The sequence below is a fragment of the Pyxidicoccus sp. M6 genome, from assembly GCF_055568925.1.
This window is the reverse complement of the sequence record NZ_CM145714.1, coordinates 7,225,629-7,246,784: the sequence shown is the minus strand read 5'-3', so window position 1 is coordinate 7,246,784 and position 21,156 is coordinate 7,225,629. Positions and strand designations below refer to the sequence as shown.

The window sequence follows — 21,156 nt, the reverse complement described above, 5'->3', positions numbered from 1 at the left end:
CCGATTGCGGGCGCGCACCTGACCGAGTGGGGCCGCCTGCCCTCGACGAAGGCGCTACAGCTCTCCGCCGTCTTCCAGGCGGGGTCGGTAGTCCTTGAACTCAACTGCTCTCCGCGTTCGACCTGGGGTGTACGATTTGTACCTGCCCGGCGCTCCCTGGCAGAGTTCCCGTGCGCCAGGCCGGCCCATGAGTGAGACCGCCGTTCCCCATTCGCATGACGAGCCGGCGCCCCCCGCGTCGGCTCCGCCTTCGTTGCCAGGTCCACGAAGAAGGCTCCTGGACCGAGTGCTCGGTAACGACGTGTTCATTTCGTATGCGTGGGCCGACGGCGGCGCCTATGCGAGCCGGCTCGCGGACGAAATCGGGCGTCGGGGCGGCTATAACTGCTTTCTCGACCGCCGGGGGTTGGTGGCCGGGGAGCAGCTCGACCCGAGCATCCAGCGCCACCTGCGACGGGCGAGCGCACTCCTCGTCGTAGGCACTGACGCCGGTCTGCGCTCGCCCTGGGTCGCCAAGGAGCTCCGGCTCTTCGGCCGCGCACGTCCCATTGTCCCCATCGTCTTCGGGGCCGCGCTGGAACGCCTCGAGGCGGACAGCGAGATGAAGGCGCTTCTCTCCGGCCTGCTCCATGTCCCCGAGCAGGCGGATGCACAGGCTCCGTCAGAGGCCGTGCTGGCCGAGCTGCTGCGGTCCTTCGACTTCCGGCGTAAGGCACTCACGCGCGCGTGGCTCGGATGGGCAGCGGCCCTGGTGTTCTTCATCGTCGCCGCGGTTGCGCTGGGCGCCTCGGTGTACGCCCGCATCCAGTCCCGGCTTGCCCTCGCCGAGAGCCGCCGGGCGCGCGCACAGCTCGCCGCGAACCGGCTCGATGCCGCGGACGCCGTCTGGCGCGAGCAGAATGACCGTACCCGGGCGATGCTGCTCACGGCGGAGGCTGTCTCCACCGCCCCCGAGGAGGATCCGCAGCTCGGCAGATACGTGCTGCGTGCCATGCACGCGGCCCTGCACTCGCCACGGGTGGTCGCCGGACTGGGGGACTTCGGGGACCGCATCGCGCTCTCTCCGGGACGCGACAGGGCGGTCGTGCTGTCCACGGCACACGAGTTGGTGATTGTCGACCTGCTCACGCAGAAAGTCCTTCGACGGCTCTCCGCCCGCTCCCGCTTCCTGCTGGCGGCCTTCAGCCCGGACGGCACCACCATCGCCGCCCTCCAGGAAGGTGTCCCTGCGCGTGGCTCGCTCGGGCTGACACTGGTATCCGCCGATGGCACGGGCGAGCCGGTCCGCTTTTCCATCAGCGGCCACAGCGCGAATGACCTGGCGTTCACCCCCGACGGGAAGGCGCTCCTGCTGCAGAAAAGCTCGCCTCGCCAAGAGCTCGTCGTCATCGACTTCACCGGGGCCGAGCTGCGCACGGCCAGCCTCCAGCTTCTACCTCCCGCTCCTGACGGTCTGGCCAGTCTCCTGGTGGGGCGGCAGGTCGCGCCACATGCCCTCCGTCCTCTCTTCCGCCCCGGCTGGTCCGTACCGATGTCTCAGGCTCCCGAGCGCAACTGGATCGTGGTGCGCGGGTACGACGCGGCCGAGAAGTCCTACGTGGCGCGTACCATCGACCTTCGCGCCAGCTCTGCCCCGTCCACGGTCTCCACGTTCAAGCTTCCAGGGCCTACCGCGTCCATGAAGCTGAGCGGCGATGGACTGACGGCTGTCGCGCTCCAGATGGCATCACTGGACGACTGTGTCCTGCTCGTCTGGGATACGCGGACCGGTCACCCACGGCCGACCGGCTCGTCGATGTGGCTTCACTGTGCCTCCGAGCTCAGCGACGTGGCTCCGGACGGAAGCCGCGTGCTCATCGCGCGCGGGCTTGCCGGCCGTCCTCGGCAGGCATTACAGAACCCGGGACTGGAGGTCAGGGATACACGGACCGGGGCGGTGACCCATATTCCGGTCGACGCCACACAGGTGGACGCCACGTTGGCACTGGCCCGCGGTGGAACGCTCGTCGTGGCGGTATCCCGCAAAGGCGAGTTGCGTCTGTGGGATGCGGAGACGGGCACGCTGCGTCTCGGACCCGAGCCGCTCTTCTCCACGGTGGCTTCTGGCAACCAGTTCGCGTGTCTGGACATCGAAGAGAAGACCGGCTGGGTCACCTTGATCGACCAGGCGCGGACAGTCTGGCGATGGGACCCGCTTGCATCCGATCCCGCTTACGAACAGCTCCTTCCCGGTGCCGCGCCTGTACACAGCGCCGCGTTCTCTCCGGATGGACGGCTCTTGCTCACCGCGAGGCTTCGCGAGGGTCAGAGCGAGCTTCAGCTCTGGAACGTCGAAAGTGGAAGCCCCCTGCTGAAAGAGCCTGTCCCGCAGGAGGGCAGTGTGGAGCACCTCCAGTTCTCCACGGACGGGAGACGCATTCTCGTGGCGACCCTGCTGAGAGAGCAGTCCGCCGGGCTCGCCGTAATCAGGGACGTATCCACGTCTGCACTCCCGCTGCGCTGCCAGTTCTCCCTTTCGGGTCGCGACTTCACACCGGTGCTAACCCCCGACGGGGGCCGTGTCGCCGCGGCGTGGAAGGATGAGGAGCAGTCTGAGATTCTCGCGCAGTCCTGGTCGCTCTCCGACTGTCAACCCCGCTGGAGGGAGCCAATCAACAAGGGAGGCGCGACGCTGGTGGGCTTGAACGAGGGCGCAAGCCACCTCCTGCTCATCAGGGGCCTGGGCGATGCCAGCCCCATCGAGCTCTGGCCCTTCGCGGAACTGGACCAGATGAAGCCGCCCCTGCTCGTTGGTCCGCGAAGCTCACTGTCGCCTCAACTTCTCCTCCGCCTGCTGCTGCGTGCGACGGATTTCTCCGTGGTCCAGCCCGAGCCGTCCCAGCCCACGCCCGGCGCGGAGACGACACCGGATGTCGTCGCGGTGCTGCCTCATGAAAAAGTGCGGCCGGGACGCGCCGGAGCGGGTGGGCGGGCCGAGACGCTCGCCGATGGGGACCCACTCGTGTCGCCTTCCACCCGGTATGACCTGACGAAGAAGCCGCTCTTCAGCTCGGACGGGCAGTGGCTCGTCATCGGGCAGGGCGTGGAGCAGTTGCTCCGAAACTCGGATGAGCAGGGAACACGCTTCCTCCTCGTCGACACCCGCACCGGCACGGCGATGACCGAGCAGATGTGGAACGAGCGCTCCATCGCGGGTTTCGACCTCGGGCCGGACGAGCACGAGTTACGCGTCGTCACCAGCGATGGGCGGGTGCGGCGCTGGCCCCTGCTCCCCAGGGGCACCGGCGCGAGGAAATGGATGGGAGGAGTCGGGCTGGCACTGACAGGCCACATGCTCCAGGGAGACCGTGAGCTGATGCGCCTGGAGAGGGAAGAGTACCGCCGCATCCGCCGCGAGTTCTGGCTCGAGCTCATGTCGGCCGCGGCGTCCGGTGATGACGTGGCGAAGTTCCTACGCGACGGCTTCGATCGCTCTTCTCCCGCCCTGATACCGGCCTTCCTCACGCCGGATTAGTACTACCCGGTCATGCGCCCTTCAGTTCGTGGCGGTCGCGCTCCACGTTGAACATGTCCCTGGGCGCGAGCGTGCGGAACCTCCGGACGGCGGCATCGCACCTACCGTTCAGAGCGCCGTGTCCTCATCGAGCTCCCCCTCCGGGCCCGCGAGCCAGGGCCACCCTGGACGGCACGAAACGCAACGCTCGCCGGTCCTCACGGCAAACTGCTCGAGGTGCTCTCCGTCTGGCAGGAGTCGCCTGTCACCACGGATGCGCAGCAGCGCATCCTCATTGATGCCGAGTCCGACGAAACGCTACCCCTTGAATCCTGGACGCTGTGGCTCTCCGAGGAAGGGGGCGGGCGCTGGTCCTGGGAGGCAGCTCCTTCGGCCCGATGAACTGGAGCGGGGCGGGAAGCACCCAGGCAGGCCCGTGACACATTGACGCAAGCCGACACCGCGGCGCTCCCGAACGCAGCCGGCGCTCGGCGCGTCCCCTGGTTCCCGTCCGTGGGTGAGACATTGTTATCGTCGCGTCCACTGGTGACGTTCGACCCGGGGGCGACAGCAAACATGGAAATCCTGACGGCACTGCCTGAGCGGCTGCGGCGAGTTCTCGAGCAGCTCTCTGGCTACGACCTGCGCGACGTGCGTGTACACACGGATTCACGATGGCCGGCGCGCATCGGAGCGCGGGCCTTCGCGGTGGGCAGTGACATCCACCTGTCGCCCGGCGCCGAGGACGCGCTCGAACACGAGGCCTGGCACGTCGTCCAGCAGATGCAGGGCAGGGTGCGCGCCACGTGCTCCACGGAGCATGGGGCGCTGAACGACGACACGTCCCTGGAGCTCGAAGCCGACACCATGGGGCTCGTGGCCCGCCACCTCGCACTGCGGGACGCGGACCTCCCCGTGACGCGGCCGCTGCGCGTCGTGACGACACCGCTCCCCGTCGTCCAACGACAGGTGGTGACGGTCAGCGGCATCGAAATCAGCGAAGCGGACAAGTTCCAGGAGGAGATCAAGAACCGGCTGTACCTCACGGGTAACGATGTCGATGATTTCGTGAACATCACCAAGGACCTGATCAAGGATAAGATTGTCTTCAAGTCCTGGGCGGACGTGAAACGAGAAATCCGCATCCGCGAGGTCGGTTACAAGGTCGTGGACAAGATGCGCGAGCTGGCCAGGGACCACGGTGAAAGACTCGAGCTCGCGGAAGAGCGTATCGACAAGGAACTCGCGCAGGCCGCCTCCGAGGCCGATGTCCTGAGCAAGGCCGAGTTGAAGAGATACAACACACCCAGGCTCAGGCTGACCAAGCCCAAGCGGGACAAGTCCAAGGTCGCCAACGAAGAGATGGCCAAAACCATCTCGAATCGTATCTACAACGAGCTGGGCATCATCCGCTGGAGCAACGCGTCGTACCTCAAATACGCGTGCAGGGATCGCCAGATGTTCCAATGGATTCAGGGGGTGCGGCCTCATGACCCCATCCTCATGAACTGCTGGGAGGCCGTCCTGTATGCCTTCGTGAAGACGGGACTCGTCCAAAAAAGCTACATCACCTGGTGCTCCCGGCAGGATCCGGCCAAGAGCCAGGAGCTGCTGTCGCTGAGCAATCCAAGCAATCTCGCGACAAGCATCCTGAAGAACATGGATTACTTCTTCTGGGCTCCCAAGGTCGCTTGCGACATGGTCCGAAAGGACAAGCGGATGCCCATCGATGATGAGAACAGCGAGTTCATCGAGATTCCGAAGGACATGGTGATTCCGAAGGGACGCATCTTGATGTTCGGGCTCAATGAGCATGTCGCGCTGTCCACGGGCAAGGTCGTGAACGGCAAGCACGGCATCCTCGAGCTCGATGCGGGGACCGGAACCATCAAGGAGGGCTTCATCGAGAAGCTTGCTGCCAGCTACATGAAGTCCATGGTCGTCGCGCCATTCCCCATCTCTTCCGCGGGGACGATGCGCGTCGTGCAGGAGGACGAAGAAAAGACGACCGCATGGGAGAATATCAGGACCAAATACTCACAGCGGTGCACGCTGAGGCAGACCCAGGCCCAGGCGCTCTCCCAGAAGCGCGTCAAAGAGATCGAGAAGTATAAGGAGTACCCCGGGAACCTCCAATTCGAGCCGGACATCAACGGTCTCATCGCGAAGGAGCAGAAGGATTGCCGCGAGGAGTGTGAGCGGATCAAGGTCGACTGCGACACGAGGGCCAACCTCGAGTACTCGAACTGGGAGAACACGCGTACGCCGCCCCAGCTCGACGTCATCACCCTCCGGTACGAGGCATTCGACCCCTACGACGGAGAGGTCGAGCTGCTCTAGCCGGAAAGCTCGCGCCTCGAACCCTCCGACTCCTGCCTCCTGGGAACTCCCATGTCCTTCAATTACCTGCTCCAGCAGTTCGATGCCATCGGTCCGATGGGACCGCGTGCTCCCATCAATATCAATCAAGGCTTCACGGGCTCGGCCGAGCTCACGGAGATGTTTCTCTCCGTGCTCGACACGGACTCCCTCACCCTCAACGCCGTCACCGAGAAGATCTCCCGCTCCGAGAACCACCTCGAGCTCGTGGGAACGGCGTCCATCCTCGGCATGCCTGAGGCCGAGGCGACCTTCCTGGCGCGGGAGCTGGATGGCGAGCTCTGCGTCACGCTGGAGGTCCTGCTGCCCGGCGGCTTCACCTTCTCCAGTCTCTTCACGGCGCTGCCCGAGCAGGTGACGCCTCGAGACGATGAGCTCACCGGGGACAAGCTCACGGAGCCGCACTTCCTGAACCGGCTCAGCCTGGGCACCAGCCGGCTCATCTTCTCCAACCGCGCCTGCTTCGACGAAAAGAACTCCGTCGACCTGAAGCCCGGCCTCAACTTCGCGGGAGAGCTCTTCTTCATGGGCATCCTCTTCCCCGCGAAGTTCCTGCTCCAGCAGAACGGCCCGTCCCGGCTCGCGGGACCGCTGGATGAGTATCGAGCGGTGCCAGACCCGCAGGCGTTCCTGGGCATCCGGCTGTCCGCGCCGCTCGACCTCGGCTTCAAGAGCGTGGGGCCCCTGTCCGTCAAGGACGCCCGGCTCTACCTGAAGTCTGGCTTCGACGCCTGGCATCGGGACCCGGTCATCAGCGCCACCCAGCACCCGGGCATCTATCTGCTCATCTCCGCCGAGCTCGGGGGCCGCCCGCTCGAGCTCATCGGTTCGTACGACGTCCTGGATGACCGCGCGACTGTCGACGTGCACGGGCGCTTCACGGACTTCGCCATCTCGGGGTTCGCGAGCCTCTCGCAGACCGTGGGCGTCGAGGGCTTCGAGCAGACCCTTCCCGAGGAGCTTCCCTCGGACCCGGGGCTCTCCATCACCGAGCTGGGAGTGTCCTTCGACTACGTCACCCGTGACATCTCGTCGCTGACCCTGGGGATTGGAGCCAGGGGGGCCTGGGAGCTCATCCCGGACGTCATGACGTTGAAGGAGATGGGCATCACCTTCACGGTCTCCAACCCCTTCGACCGCGCCCGGCGAATCAACACCACGATAACGGGCCTCCTGGCGTTCAAGAAGTTCAGCCTGGCGGCCTTCGCGGAGCACCCGACCTGGCGCTTCGGAGCGGGCCTGCCCGCTGGCGAGACGCTTCCCCTCGGCGACGTCATCGAGTCGTTCCTGCCAGCGGAGACCGAGCTCCCGGCCCTCACCATCACGCAGCTCTTCGTCGAGGCCTCGCCCAAGCAGAAGACGGCCTACCTGAGCGCGACCTTCCAGGACCTCCTCTCCATCCCGGTGGGCGCCACGGCCTTCGAGGTGGCAGGCCTCATCCTGGTCATCGACCACGGCAAGACCGGACGCGGTACCCGGGCCGTGGTCACCGCGCAGATGCGGGTGGCCGAGACCGCCGTCATCCTGAATGGGGAGATCAACCGCGGCCTCATCCTCTCCGGCTCCCTTCAGAACTTCGCGCTCAAGAAGTTCTGGTCGCTCGTCACCGGCGGCGAGGCGCTCCCGGAGGAGGTGCCCGACATCGTCTTCGAGACGCTCTCCTTCCGCGTGGACACGAAGACGCACGCGTTCTCCGTGCTCGGCAATGCGTCCGTCGACTGGGAACACCTCTCCGACGGCGGCTCCGTCAGGACGCGCGTCGAGTTCTCGCTGTCGCGCGACGTCACCAGCGCCACGAGCTCCTCCATCCGCGCGAACCTGAGCCTCCAGGGCGAGGGGCCGGTGTCCATCGCGGACGGCCTGTCGCTCGGGGCCTTCAACCTCCTGTTCAACTACCAGACGGGCGCCGGGTGGCAGCTCTCCGGTGGCATCCGCGCCAACGTCTTCGACACGTCGCTCGACCTCCAGGCCGGCTACGAGTCCATGCAGGGCGCGAAGCGCATCAAGTTCCGCGCGATGGCCTCGCCCGAGGCGAAGCTCATCGACCTCGGTGACGCGGGCTCGTACTCCTTCGCGCAGTTCGACATGTTGCTGGACCGCCGCGGCGTCGAAGGAGGGAAGAAGACGACGTACTTCGACCTGCGCCTCGCCTCGACGCTGGAGGTCGCCTCCGTCTTCAAGCTCGGCGGCTACCTGAGCCTCAGCAACACCGCCGAGGGACGGAAGGCGCTCCTCTTCAAGCCGAACCCGGGCTCGACGGAGTTCCACATCGACTTCCCGACGGGGGAGGGGCTCGGCTTCCGCGGCGAGCTGGCCGAGGTGGGCTTCGTCAAGGAGTCCGCGAGCGCCGGGTGGACCTTCACGGGCACCACCATCCTCGGCTTCACCGGCATCTCCAGTGGGCTCGCCCAGGTGCTGCCGTCCAAGCTCACGGCGAAGCTGGTTGCCGGAAAGAAGGACGTCCGAATCTCGGCGGTGAACGTCACCAGCCCCATCGACTTCACGCTGCCCAAGGCCAACGGCAAGAGCCTGGGCAAGGTGGTCATCCAGCTCACGGAGCTGGGCATCTCCATCCGGCCGCAGCTCGGAATGGTGCTGGAAGCGGGGCTCGGCCTGCCGGCGGAGCTGAACACGTATCTCGGCGCGCAGATGTTCCGCGTGTACCAGCAGGGCAACCCGCTCTCCATGGCACGGACGCGGTTCACCATCTCCGGCACCGGCGTCGCCATGCAGTTGCTCAGCTCGCCGTTCACCGGGGCCAACTCCGTCGTCGTCAACGGCGAGGCCTGGTACGACGTCGACTTCGGGAAGTACGGCGCCATCAGCTTCAAGATGCCGACGTTCGTCTACGACGGCATCACGCAGTACTTCGAGGCCGGCGGCGGCGTGAAGGTCACCCGGCCGCTCGCGTTGCCGCTCACGCCGCTCAAGCTCTTCCTGGAGGCCTGCGGCGGCAAGGGCATGGCGGACATCTTCCCGGATGCCATTCCCATCGAGGCGCTCGACCTGGTCGACGACAACAACGACCTGAAGATCGACGCGCTCGTCAGCTTCCTGAAGAAGGTCGGCGGGGTCCCCAACGAAATCGTCTCGGCGCTGAAGTCGGCCGGCAAGGTGCTCAACCGCTTCCCGGACGGGTTCAAGCAGTACCTCCAGCTCGAAGTCCCCGAGGAGCTCGAGTTCAAGTTCGGCTTCTCGCCCGCGGGCCGCATCAGCCTCGGGCTGCTGGCGCCGAAGACGCCGGTGCGCGTGCTCTTCCCGTCCGTGGTGCAGAGCTACGTGCCCATGCCCGGGCTCGTGGGCATCGAGGTGCGGAAGCTCACCGTGGGCACGCTCATGTCGGGCTCGCTGTTCTACGGCGAGGTCGACGCGCTCATCGACCAGTTCGACCTGCCGTCGCTCGCGGTGTCGCTCATGCTGCCGCGCAGCGACAGCTTCCCGCTGCCCACGTCGGACCAGCTCCAGCGGCGCATCATCCTGGACGACGTGTTCTGCATCATCCCCGTCTCGCAAGGCCTGCCGATTCCGCTGCCGGTCTTCTACGACGAGCTCGGGTTCCAGTACCTGGGCATCGAGGGCCTGGGCCTGCAGGCGCACGTGGGCTTCCCGAAGCCGAAGCTCGACGGGGCCGCGGCCATGGCCGTGTTCCAGGCCTTCAACCAGTTCTTCAACGACCGCAAGGCACTGCTGGACCCGAACACGCCGCCGGGTGGCGTGGACCTCGCGTTCAAGTTCCACGACGAGTTCCTCCAGGCGCCCGAGTACCTCGGCAACGGCCTGCTCGGGACGAAGGGGAAGGCTGTCTCGGTGGGCGCGTGGAAGTACATCGCGTCGCTGATGAACTTCGGGAAGACGTTCTCCATCAACGACTGCATCGGCTCGATTCCCATCGAGAACCGCGTGGGCAGCGCGGAGTACCGCTTCGCCTTCATGAAGTTCGACGCGGACTGGCTGCTCACCACGCCGGCCGAGTTCCGCAAGGGTGGCTTCCAGCGACTGAAGCTCAGCGAGAGCGACCGCGACGACTTCATGACCGTGCTGCCCTCGGTGGCGAGCACCTCCGGCCAGGGACAGACGGGGAACGAGGAAGGGCTCGTCGCCTTCGTGCGTGGCGAGGCGGACCTGAAGTTCATGCGCATGGAGGCGGCCCTCGGGCTCGCCGCGTCCGGCGCCATGGGCTTCAACACCGGGTTCAAGCTCGACGGCCGTATCGGCGTCACCGAGCTCGAGCTGTCCGGCGCCATCATGGTGAACGCGCCGCTGGCCACGGACGTCGCGGCCGCGCCGGTGCTCCAGGTGGCCACGCCCGCCCCGCAGCCCGCTCCGGCGCCGCTGGCCCTGTCCTTCAACGGCAAGGACACGCGCATCGAGATTCCCGCGTCCGACAGCCTCGTCCTGCCCGAGTACACGGTCGAGCTGTGGATGAAGTCCGCGAAGGACCAGCCCTCGGACTGGGCCGACGTCTTCGGCGTCGACACGCGCAAGGGCAACCTCTGGCGGAACTACTTCCTCGCCGTCAACAGGGACAACGGCTTCTACCACCACCGCTTCACCGACTCCTCGAGCGGGAACTCGGGCATACCGAACACCGCCAATGGCACCGTCACCTTCGGGCAATGGCAGCACGTGGTCATCACCAACGACGGCGTCACCGCGAAGACGTATGTCGACGGCAAGGAGCTCGCGAGCGGTCCGGTGAACGGCCAGCTCGTCCTGTTCAAGGACACGCTCTGGGTGAGCAAGGTGTCCAACTGGGGCAACCCCTGGAAGGGGGAGCTCGCCGAGATTCGCATCTGGAAGCGCGCCCGGAGCGGCGCCGAGATTGCCGGCACGATGTTCGAGCGCATCGACGCGGGCAGCCAGGACCTCGTGTCCCTGTACCGCTTCGACACGGACACCGGCTCGCGGGCCATGGACCTGTGCGGCCGGAATCACGGCACCATCACCAGCGGCAGCTTCGTCCCGTCCGAGGTCGTGTCGCTGCGCGGCCTCGTGTTCGACGGACAGGACGACTACATCGAGGTGCCGGACTCGGAGAGCCTCCGCATCGGCACCTACACCGTCGAGGTCTGGTGCAAGCCGAGGCAGAGCGGTCGCGAGTGGATGGGCCTGTTCGGGAAGAGGGGCCGCAACTACGCCGTCTTCTTCCATAGCTCGGGCTACATCCACCACCGCTTCCACACGCCCAACAACATGAACGACGGCGCGCCCGATACGGCGCCCGGCCTGGTCGCGTGGAACCAGTGGAACCACGTGGCCATCACCAACGACGGCAAGGTGGCCCGGACGTACCTGAACGGCGTCAAGGTGTCCGAGGGCCCCGTTCGGGGCAACCTCATCATCGACAAGGAGCGCGTTTCCTTCGGCCGCACCGCGGACGGCGAGAACAATGCGTTCTACGCGGGCGAGATGTCCGAGGTCCGGCTCTGGTCGAGCGCCCGTTCTCCCGAGGAGCTCACGGCGAACATGCGCCGGCGGCTCAGCGGCACGGAGGCGGGGCTCGTCAGCCTGTGGCGCTTCTCCGAGGCGACGGGCACCACGCTCGTGGATGCGTGCAAGCGGAACCCGGGCCGCATCGAGATGCAGCTCGCCGCGGAGCCCGCGAAGCTGCGGCATGACGGCCTCGTCCTCAACGGCACGAGCGACTCCGCGCTCATCGCCCAGACGGACAAGCTCAGGACGGACCAGTACACCATCGAGGCGTGGGTCCGCCCCGACAAGGACCCGGCAGGCTCATGGCAGTGCATCTGGGGCGGCAGCGGCAAGGCGCCCAAGCTCTACGTGAGCAACAACGGCATCGTCTCGCACCGCTACACGGCGCGCGTCTCTCCCACGGAGGAGCGGGCCTGCGTCCTCAACACGGCGGTGAACACGCTCCGGTTCAGTGAGTGGAACCACCTCGCCGTCACCAACGACGGGACGACGTGCACCGTCTTCGTCAACGGCGCCCAGGCCGCGCAGGACAAGCTGCCCGGGAAGCTCATCTCCGAGGCGGCCTCGGTCAACGTGGGACGCAGCGGCGATGCCAATGCGCAGGCCTGGTTCCGGGGTGGCATCGATGACCTGCGGTACTGGTCCGTGGCTCGGACGGCGGCGCAGATCTCCGACGACATGAACCTGTTCCTGACCGGGAAAGAGCCGGGGCTCGTCGCGTACTACAACATGGACCACACGGCGGGGACGCAGCTCGTGGACCTCGGGCCGAACGCGCTCCATGGCGTGGTGGGTGGCGGCACGTGGGCGCTCGCGGCCTCGCCCGCGACGCAGGGCCGCGCGGCCATCCAGCTCCGCGGCCACACGCAGATGACGGTGGCGGGCCACACGGCCATGCGTGGAGACTTGAAGCTCGTCGATGACCAGTTCTGGTTCAGCGGCGAGCTCGACCTCTTCCCGAAGGACTGGCCCCTCAAGGTGACGGGCAACGTCGAGGGCATGGTGAGCCCTCAGCGCTTCTACGTGCAGGGCGAGACGCGCAACCAGCTCTTCGGCCTTACGCTCTCGCAGTCGCGCGTGTACCTGTCCAACGACCAGCTCCGGCTGGAGGGCCGGTGGCTCGGCTCGTACATGCTGCTCGACGTGTCGTGGGCCAACGGCGAGCCGAGCTTCAAGGGCTCCGTCGGGTTCAAGGCCTCGGCGAAGGTCGACTTCGGCCTCGTCCGCATCGGCGGCGTGAAGGTCGCGGACAACGTCGGCATCTCCGTGGACCTCCTGCTGGACGTGTCCGTCCTCATCTCCAAGAAGGGGTTCTCGGGAGACCTCACGGCGAGGTTCAAGATCAACGGCAAGGGCTTCGATGTGCGCTTCGGGTTCGACGTCCCGCCTGCGGACTTCGAGCAGCTCGTCAACTGGGTCAAGCAGCGCATCATCGACGCGCCGGAGAAATACCTGGAGCACCTGTTCAAGGACGCGCTGACCTGGCTCACCAACGTGGGCAGCGGCGCCATCTCGTTCGCGAAGGACTCCGGTGAGGCCGTCGGCAAGGCGCTGAGCTCCGGGTACAAGGCCTCGAAGGAAGAGGCGGCGAAGCTGATGAAGGGCGCCAACTACGCCGCCGACCAGGTCGGCACGGCCCTGGTCAAGGGCTACAAGGCGACCGCGCAGGAGGCCGCGGCCGTCTTGAAGGGCGCGAACTACGCGGTGGACCAGGTGGGCAACGCGCTCAAGGCCGCGTATGGCGCCAGCGCGCAGGAGGCCGCGAAGCTGCTGAAGGGCGCGAACTACGCGGTGGACCAGGTCGGTAACGCGCTCAAGTCGGCGTATGGCTCCGCCGCCCAGGAGGCCGCGAATCTCCTCAAGGGGGCGGACTACGCGGCGGACCAGGTGGGCAACGCGCTCAAGTCGGCGTACGGCACCAGTGCGCAGGAAGCGGCGAAGCTCCTCAAAGGCGCCAACTACGCTGCGGACCAGGTCGGCAATGCGATGAAGTCCGCGTACGGCGCCAGCGCGCAGGAAGCGGCGAAGCTCCTGAAGGGGGCCAACTACGCGGCGGACCAGGTGGGCAATGCGATGAAGTCCGCATACGGCGCCAGCGCGCAGGAGGCCGCGAAGCTCCTCAAGGGCGCGGACTACGCGGTGGACCAGGTGGGCAATGCGATGAAGTCCGCATACGGCGCCACCGCCCAGCAGACGGCGCAGTTGCTCAAGGACGCGGACTACGCGGCGGACCAGGTGGGCAACGCGCTCAAGTCCGCGTACGGCACCAGCGCGGAGGAGGCCGCGAAGCTGTTGAAGGGCGTTGGCTACGCGGCGGACCAGGTGGGCAACGCGCTGAAGACCGGCTGGAACTGCTCGGCCGATGCCGCCAGCAAGGCACTCAAGGGCGCCGGCTACGCGGTGGACCAGGTCGGCAACTACCTCAAGAGCGGATACAACCTGGGCGCCGATGCGCTCAACAGCGCGCTCAAGGGCGCCGGCTACGCCACGGACGAGATCAACAAGCTGTTCAAGAACCTGGGCGGCGAGTTCTCCAAGGCCGCGAGCAAGCTCGATCCGACGAAGTGGTGACCTCGCCGCTCATCGCGCGGCCCTGCTCCTCACGTGAGCAGGCCGCGCGGTGGGGGCTCGGCGGCGTCTCGCGCGAACTCGGCGATGACGATGGCGAGGCGCCAGGGGTCTTCCGGTGCGGCGGAGTAGCCAATGACGGCATGGGGCAGGTCGCCGGACATCCGGCAGGCGCGGCCCGGTGTCGGCGTCACGAGAACGCCCTGGTGTCGTGCCACCGTCTCATGAGCACCGTCGCGGGGGACAGGCTCGGAGTCCTCGAACGCGCCTCGCGGAAAGACGACGAGCTCGCCTCCTCGTGCGTGGCTGGGGAAGTCCACGAACACCACCGTCGTCCATCGGGGCGGCGCGGCGCCGAAGCCGTCGTCGCCCAGCCAGCGCCGGTCCACATGCGGGCGGAGCAGGAAGCGGTCCGGTGCGGTGGGCGGCGTCTCGTTGATGGCGAGGACATGGAGCGCATCCGCGTTGCTGGCGAAGCGGAAGAACAGCGCCGCCAACTCCGGTAGCTCGGCCTGGAGCCATGCGTGGCCCTCCGGTGCACCGCCCAGTTCCAGCAGCAGGCCGCGGGTCCTCGGGTCGCTCTGCGGTACGGGGTGCTCGCCCAGGCGGGGACGCAGCGCACGCGCGAGCCCTGTCGGGTCGGCAAGCGCGCGGTCATCGATGTCCATGGGCGGTCTGGTGTCTGGCATGATGATTCAGGGACACTAACAACATGCAGGGATGGACCGCGAAGTGGCTGCTCGAACAGCTCGGTGCCGAGCTCGGTGGGCGAGAAGGCGTGGACCTGGAGTTCTCGCTCCGGCTGACGCCGGGCCGGGTGGACACCGAGGGCCGCTTCTGTTGCTGGTTGGCGGGAGGGGATTCTCTCGCCTTCGCACCCATGGCTCGCGTGCTGGAGCGACTCGCCGCTCCGGAGGCCGTCCGCGCCGCGCAGCGCGATGCCGTGCTGCCGGTTCGCCAGGGGCTCGCAGTGGGCTTCAGCGAGGGCGTGCCCGAGCTCCGGCTCTACCTTCACGGCCGCGCCCCGGCCACGCTGGCCGATGACTACCGAGCGTGGCGCTGGCTGCCCGGTGGTGAGGCCCGGCGCTCGCGCTACCACTTCCACTACCTGCCTGAGACGCCCTCGGGGCTGCGGCCCGCCGAGATGGTTCCGGACACACTTCGCCCGGCCTTCGAACAACTGCTGCGCGACGAGCGGCTGCAGCAGAGCTCGGGCTTCTGGCTTCGCGAGGGCAGCGACGGAAAGGTGGAGCAGGTCGACCTGGCGTTTCCCTGGTGCCCCGTCGCGGGAACGCTGGAGGGCGTACGGGAGCTGGCGACGGTGCTCGGCGTGCGGGAGGACTCGCGGTGGCGCGAGGTTCCCATTCGCCATGTCGCGGTGAGGGTGGGGGAGGGCGCTCCGCAGGTGACGCTGTACGCCGCGGCGTCGCTGCAAGGTGCGTGGCCGGTGAGCGAAGCCGACTTGCAGGCCCGGATCCGCGAGGGAGCGCTCTCGTTCCAGCGCGACGTCGAGGAGTCGGTATTCCGGCGCCTGCCCTCGCTGCCGCGCATCGGCCCGGAGCCCATGGGCCTCGATGCGTTCTACGGTGGTGACGTGAAGACGTGGCAGGCCGTGCTCGGGCCGGAGCTGCACTACCACGCCGGCCTGTTCGACTCGCCCGAGCTCGATGTGAGCGACGCGACGATGGAGGCGGCGCTTCGCCGTGCGGTGACGACGCTGTATCCGTTCATCCCGGAGGGAAGCCGCATCTACGACGTCGGCTGCGGCTGGGGTGGGCCACTGGCGATGTGGATTCGCGACCTCCGGTGCCGGAGCCTTGGCGTCACCATCAGCCGCGGCCAGTTCCAGTACATCGCGGGGCTGGGCCTGCCCGTCCGCTGGGGCGACGCGGAACAGACACTGCCTCCGGGCCACTTCGACTGCGCCGTCCTCCTCGAATCGCTGAGCCACATCCGCGACAAGGCCCGGGTGCTGCGGGTGCTGCGGGTGTTCGCGGACCGGCTGGTGATGCGCGTCAATTGTCAGGATGCCTCACCCGCGAGCTCCGCGTTCGGCGGCACCATGCACATGGTCAGCTCGGCGCGGCTCCGTGAGCTGGTGGAGGGCGCCGGCTGGAAAATCCGCCACTGGCGCGACTGCCGCCGTGAGGCCGTGCCCTCCGTGGCCGTGTGGCACCGCCGCCTCCAATCCGTGCCCGTGGGCGAGGACCGGCACCTCGAAACGCTCCGCGCGTGGTGCGAGCGGGTGATGACCGCGCCCGAGGCCTGGGCGGAGAACAATCCGCTCATCGAAGTCGTGGCGGACTGACCTCACGCTCACCGTATCCTCAACACACCCCCACTCTCGGGTTGAGATGAAAATGAAAATCAGTATCGTATTCAGGTTCTCATCAGGGCCCGGGTGAGCCGGGCGCACAGGAGTGGTCCGTGGCAGAGCGCGTCTACCGTCGAGGTCCCTTCCCGGTGAAGTTCCGGATGCTGCAGGTCCGCCGGACCACCCGGCTCACGCCGCACATGGTGCGCGTGACGCTCGGAGGGGAGGACCTCGTGGGCTTCCACAGCGCGAGCGCGGATGACCACGTGAAGCTGCTCATCCCCAACCCGGGTGAGCTCAAGCCCGCAGTGCCCACCATGGGGCCGCACGGTGTCGTCTTCCCGGAGGGCGTCGCCCGGCCCTCGACGCGAGACTACACACCCCGCCGCCATGACCCCGTGGCCGGAGAGCTGGACATCGACTTCGTGCTGCACGGCTCCGGGCCCGGTACCACCTGGGCCTCCAACGCAAAGGAGGGAGATTTCATCTGCGTCGCGGGGCCCCGGGGCTCGCTGATGGTCGCCGACGACTTCGATTGGTACCTCTTCGCCGGAGACCCGAGCGGGCTGCCTTCCATCAGTCGCAGGCTGGAGGAGCTTCCCGCCAGCGCCCGCGCCATCGTCCTCCTCGAGGTCGGCGATGCCTCCGAGGAGATACCGCTCACCACCCGCGCCCGCCTGGAGCTGACGTGGCTGCACCGCAACGGCGCGCCGCCGGGGGCCACCTCGCTGCTGGAGCAGGCCGTGCGCGGGCTGACGCTCCCGCCGGGAGACGGCTTCGTCTGGGCGGCGGGTGAGTCCAACTCGATGCGGAACATCCGGGACTACTTCGTCAACGAGCGCGGCATCCACAAGCCCTGGGTCCGCGTGGTCGGTTACTGGAAGCGCGGCATCGCCGACCACGAGGAGCCGCACGACTGAAGCGGCGGCCAGGAGCACGGAGCCCCTGGCCACCGGGACTCCTGCTCAGGCCGCGGTGGCGGGCGCGGCCGGGGCGAGAAGGGCCTGCATTACCTCTCCCGCCATCTCGATGGTGTACTCAATCTGCTCAGCCGTGTGCGCCGCGCAGATGAAGTTGACGTCGCGGCGCAGCAGCACGCCCCGGTGGGCCATGCCGGCCTGGAAGGGCTGCATCCGCTTCGCGTGCTCCGGCGGGTTCTTGTCGAAGAGGAAGAACGGAATCGCGTCGTAGCCCACCACGCGCAGCGGCGAGCCGAGCTTCTCCGCGCGCGCGTTGACGCCCTCGCGCAGCCGCCGGCCCAGAGAGGCGATGTGCTCGACGAAGCCGCTCTTCCGGTAGCCCTTGAGCACGGCCTCGCACACCGCCAGCGACAGCAGCTCTCCGCCGAAGGTGGTGGACACCTGCAGCTCCGCCAGCTTGCTCAGGTGCCGCGTGGGGCCGGCAATCGCGGACAGGGGCATGCCCGCCGCGATGCTCTTCGAGAGGCACACGAAGTCCGCCTCCACGCCGAAGAACTCCTGCGCGCCGCCGAGCGCGAGGCGGAACCCCGTGACCACCTCGTCCATGACCAGCAGCACGCCGTGGTTGGTACAGGTGGCGCGCAGGGCCTTGAAGAACTCACGGCTCAGCACGCGGTTGTAGGGCACCGAGAGGAGGACAATCGCGAGCTCCTTCCCGTGCTGCGCGATGCTGGACAGCAGGGCCGCCTCGTCGGGCTCGGTGAAGAGCGGCATGCGCATCGTGAGGCCGGCCAGGGCGGCGGGCACGCCCGGGGTGTCGAACATGAAGTGGTCGTGCCAGCCGTTGTAGCCCACGGCGATGATGCGCTCCTTGCCGGTGATGTAGCGCGCCAGGCGCACCGCGGAGGACGTGGCATCTGCTCCCGTCTTGAAGAAGCGAACCATCTCCGAGCCGGGAATCAGGTCCAACACCGCCTGCGCGGCGGTGAGCTCCACCGGCGTGGGCAGCGAGTGGAGGACGCCTTCCTCCAGGTGCTTGCGGATGGGCTCCACCACGTCCGGGTGGTTGTGGCCCAACATGTTGGCGCCCAGGCCGCTGATGAAGTCGATGTACTGCTGGCCATCCACGTCCTCCACCAGCGCGCCCTGGCCGGACTTCAGGAACACGGGGAAGGCGCCGGGGGCGAACATCTCGGGCCGCTTCATCATCGACTGGGAGAGGCCGGGCACCATCCGCTTGGCGTCGGCCAGCAGGCGGTTGGAGTTGTCCAGCTTCAAGTCTCCAATGATTGGGCGGGGAAGCGACGGGTGGTTTCGCTTGGCGGGGTCCATGAGTCTTTCCTTTGTGGGGTGACGACTGCGGGGCACGAACAGGCAATGAGGAATCGTTCGGGGCGCCAGGGGCGCTCCGTCGGTGGAGAACAGGAAGGGGACGTGGCTCAGGTGGCTACGGCACTCGCGGGAACGGCGCTACGACCCAACGTCCAGAGGATGCACAACGCAAAGGCCGTCACGCCCACCGCCATCCAGCCCACCTGGCCGAAGCCCACCATCGCGCCGTCGGGCGCCGTCGCAATCCACAGCCCGCTCGCCCAGGCGGAGAGGCCGGACGCGGCATCACTCGCCGCCATGTTGACCGCGAGATAGCGCCCGCGCAGGTGCGGAGGCACGCGTGAAGTCACCAGGGCGATGGTGGGGATGGCCCGGCTGGACGTCGTCGCCATGAACACCATGAACACGCCCATCACCACCGGGAACGGAGAGGGTGACAGGTGGGTGAAGACGAGGTGCGGCACCACCGTCCCGACGAGCAACGCGACGAGGACCCGCGCCGGGCCGTGCCGGTCCGCGAGCTGGCCCACGAGGCGCGCGCTCAGCAGCGTCGCCAGGCCTCCGCCCAGGTACACCCCGGACAGGTCCTCCAGGCGCAGGCCCAGGTTGCCGACCATGTACGCGCCCAGGTACGGAATCAGCAGGAAGCTGGAGAACACCACGCTGAAGGTGAGCAGCCAGCCCAGCGCGAGCCCGGGGGACGCCAGGGGCGCCAGCGGGTTGCGCCGCTCGCCCGCGCTCGCCGCGGTGAGGTGCTGGCGTACCGGAGGCAACCGCCACAGCAGGCACAGCCACACGACTCCCGCGAGCGCACCGATGACGAAGAAGGGCCCGCGCCAGCCGAGCTTGCTCGCGATGCCCAGTCCCAACGGCACGCCCGCCACCGCCGACAGGCCGAGCGAAGCCATCACCGTCCCGATGGCGCGGCCCCGGCGCTCGGGTGGCACCAGGTCTCCGATGATGGCCATGACGCCCGCGCCCATCAGCCCCGCGCAGGCGCCCGCGAGCATCCTCGCCACGAGCAGCGCCGTGGGGCCTGGCGCGGCGCCACAGGCCAGCGTCGCGATGATGAAGACGCCGTAGAGCGTGAGCAGCGCGCGCTTCCGGTCGAAGCGGTCCAGCCAGAACAGGCCCGACACGCCCATCACCGCGGATGCGAGCGTGTACGCGGAGACCATCATCCCGAAGCGCGCGGTCGACATGGAGAACACGCGCATGAGCTCCGGCCCCAGGGGCATCACGAGCATGAAGTCCATGAGGTGGGTGAACTGCACGGCGGCCAGCAGCCAGAGGAGCTGGCGTTCCTGCCTCGATGGGGCGGATGCACTCACGGGAGGTTCCTGACGGTACGGTGGAAGGGAAGGTCGCCGGCCGCGCCTCAGCGCCGTGTGACGGGGCCCTGGATGGGCGACACCGCGGAGGAAGGGAGAGAACGGCGCCGGGCAAGGAGGGCCATGCCCGGCGCCGAGGGGCTCATGCTTCAGCGGATCTGCAGGAACGAGAAGACGAGGCCCTGCGTGCTCATCGTCACCGCGCCGTTCTGGCTCGACAGGTCGCGGAAGTTCGTCTGGCTGGAGTTGTTGGTGAACTCCGTGAAGAGGACGCGGTTGTCCGCGACGTTGAAGAGGAAGGAGCTGCCGGTGCTCGCCGGGAGCGACGCCACCTTCGTCGCGGTCAGCGTGCTGAAGTTGAGCTGCCACCAGGTCCAGGCCGGAGCGCTCGCCACCGCGCGGCCGGACGCGTTCGGGGCCACGGTGTAGACGGTCTCGTCGAGCGCACGCAGGTAGCCCGTCCCATTGGGGCCGGGGAGCAGCGAGCCCGTGGCCGCGCCGCCCGTGAACGAGCTCAGCTCGCGGAAGAAGTCCTTGTCGAACGTCTTCGTCGCGGGGTCGAACTTCAGCAGGCAGGGCACGGGCGTGCTACCGCCGGCGACGCGGTACACCGCCGCGCCGTAGGCCTCGGTCGCGATGTACACCTTGCCGTCCGGCGCGAGGACGCCATCCCGCACGTAGCCGCAGCGGTCGTCGGTCGCCAGGGTCACCGCATCCGTCTTCGTGTCCACCACGACGACGCCGGCCCGCTTGACGACGGTCCCGTCCTGCAACCTCCAGCCGATGGGCGCGATGATGAGGTCGCCCGTGCGCACCGGGTGCGTGGCGAAGGTCGTCACGCCGCCCGCGACGGCCAGGTCGTTGATGGCCACCGTGTTGGTCAGCGTCATGTCGGTGGGGTTCCAGATGATGACCTGCGAGGTGCGCCCGTCGAGGTAGTAGGCCTTGGTGTTGGAGACGAACTGGACCTGGTTCTGGTACTCGCCGATGGAGGAGAGGCCCCTGCCCGCGAAGCTCACGGTGCCCTTCTGCTCCAGCTTCCCGCTGCTGTTCAGGTCAAAGCGGGTGATGGTGGCGCTGTCGCTGCCCCCGACGTACAGCGAGCGCGACTTCGCGATGCCAAAGCCGAGCGCACGGCCGGGGACCTCGGTGGCGGTCTCCAGCGACAGCGGCGCGGAGAGGTCCACCTTGTCCGTGAGCGCGATGTAGCTGTGCGACTCACCGTTGACGGAGACCTGCGCGACGGCGGCGTACAGCGGCGTCTCGTCCGGTGTGGGCTCCGGGTCGGTCGGTTCGTCGTCACCGCAGGCGGCGAGCAGGGACATGGACAGCGCCATGGCCGTCAGGCGTACGAATCGGAAGGGCGAGGCAGGCTTCATTCGGGGG

The 21,156-nt window shown here is 67.7% G+C and carries 9 protein-coding genes; 5 read left to right on the top strand and 4 right to left on the bottom strand.

The window, feature by feature from the left end; genetic code table 11:
* Positions 1-301 precede the first annotated feature (301 nt).
* From ACVTJA_RS28510 to ACVTJA_RS28500, 3 genes are all read left to right on the top strand, one after another.
* Positions 302-3,514, top strand: a complete 3,213-nt coding sequence (locus ACVTJA_RS28510; RefSeq protein WP_465824297.1) for a TIR domain-containing protein — start codon at positions 302-304, stop codon at positions 3,512-3,514.
* Positions 3,515-4,069: 555 nt separating this feature from the next.
* Positions 4,070-5,833, top strand: coding sequence for an eCIS core domain-containing protein (locus ACVTJA_RS28505; protein WP_465824295.1), 1,764 nt, complete (start codon positions 4,070-4,072; stop codon positions 5,831-5,833).
* 51 nt (positions 5,834-5,884) lie between these two features.
* On the top strand, positions 5,885-13,876 hold the full coding sequence (locus ACVTJA_RS28500) for a LamG domain-containing protein (protein ID WP_465824294.1): 7,992 nt from the start codon (positions 5,885-5,887) through the stop codon (positions 13,874-13,876).
* 29 nt (positions 13,877-13,905) lie between these two features.
* On the opposite strand, the gene ACVTJA_RS28495 is transcribed toward ACVTJA_RS28500, so the two are convergent.
* Entirely contained in the window at positions 13,906-14,562 is a 657-nt protein-coding gene (locus tag ACVTJA_RS28495) for a hypothetical protein (protein ID WP_465824293.1), read from the bottom strand.
* A gap of 23 nt (positions 14,563-14,585) precedes the next feature.
* Here ACVTJA_RS28495 and ACVTJA_RS28490 point away from each other — a divergent pair, with 23 nt between their 5' ends.
* Together ACVTJA_RS28490 and ACVTJA_RS28485 are read left to right on the top strand one after the other, a co-directional pair.
* Entirely contained in the window at positions 14,586-16,181 is a 1,596-nt protein-coding gene (locus ACVTJA_RS28490; protein ID WP_465824291.1) for an SAM-dependent methyltransferase, read from the top strand.
* Between the two features lie 119 nt (positions 16,182-16,300).
* Positions 16,301-17,107, top strand: coding sequence for a siderophore-interacting protein (locus ACVTJA_RS28485; protein ID WP_465824289.1), 807 nt, complete (start codon positions 16,301-16,303; stop codon positions 17,105-17,107).
* A 45-nt stretch (positions 17,108-17,152) separates the two neighbouring features.
* Here the strand turns inward: ACVTJA_RS28485 and mxcL are convergent, their stop codons facing one another.
* From mxcL to ACVTJA_RS28470, 3 genes are all read right to left on the bottom strand, one after another.
* Positions 17,153-18,439, bottom strand: a complete 1,287-nt coding sequence (mxcL, locus tag ACVTJA_RS28480) for a myxochelin B biosynthesis transaminase MxcL (protein ID WP_465824287.1) — start codon at positions 18,437-18,439, stop codon at positions 17,153-17,155.
* A 107-nt stretch (positions 18,440-18,546) separates the two neighbouring features.
* Positions 18,547-19,770, bottom strand: coding sequence for a myxochelin export MFS transporter MxcK (gene mxcK / locus ACVTJA_RS28475; protein WP_465824286.1), 1,224 nt, complete (start codon positions 19,768-19,770; stop codon positions 18,547-18,549).
* Positions 19,771-19,919: 149 nt separating this feature from the next.
* Entirely contained in the window at positions 19,920-21,149 is a 1,230-nt protein-coding gene (locus ACVTJA_RS28470; protein WP_465824284.1) for a hypothetical protein, read from the bottom strand.
* Positions 21,150-21,156 lie beyond the last annotated feature (7 nt).

What these genes read in the sequence shown, in the direction of transcription:
- ACVTJA_RS28505 (WP_465824295.1), top strand. Translation starts at nt 4,070, where the DNA reads ATGGAAATCCTGACGGCACTGCCTGAGCGGCTGCGGCGAGTTCTCGAG.
- ACVTJA_RS28500 (WP_465824294.1), top strand. Translation starts at nt 5,885, where the DNA reads ATGTCCTTCAATTACCTGCTCCAGCAGTTCGATGCCATCGGTCCGATG.
- ACVTJA_RS28495 (WP_465824293.1), bottom strand. Translation starts at nt 14,562, where the DNA reads ATGCCAGACACCAGACCGCCCATGGACATCGATGACCGCGCGCTTGCC.
- ACVTJA_RS28490 (WP_465824291.1), top strand. Translation starts at nt 14,586, where the DNA reads ATGCAGGGATGGACCGCGAAGTGGCTGCTCGAACAGCTCGGTGCCGAG.
- mxcL (WP_465824287.1), bottom strand. Translation starts at nt 18,439, where the DNA reads ATGGACCCCGCCAAGCGAAACCACCCGTCGCTTCCCCGCCCAATCATT.
- ACVTJA_RS28470 (WP_465824284.1), bottom strand. Translation starts at nt 21,149, where the DNA reads ATGAAGCCTGCCTCGCCCTTCCGATTCGTACGCCTGACGGCCATGGCG.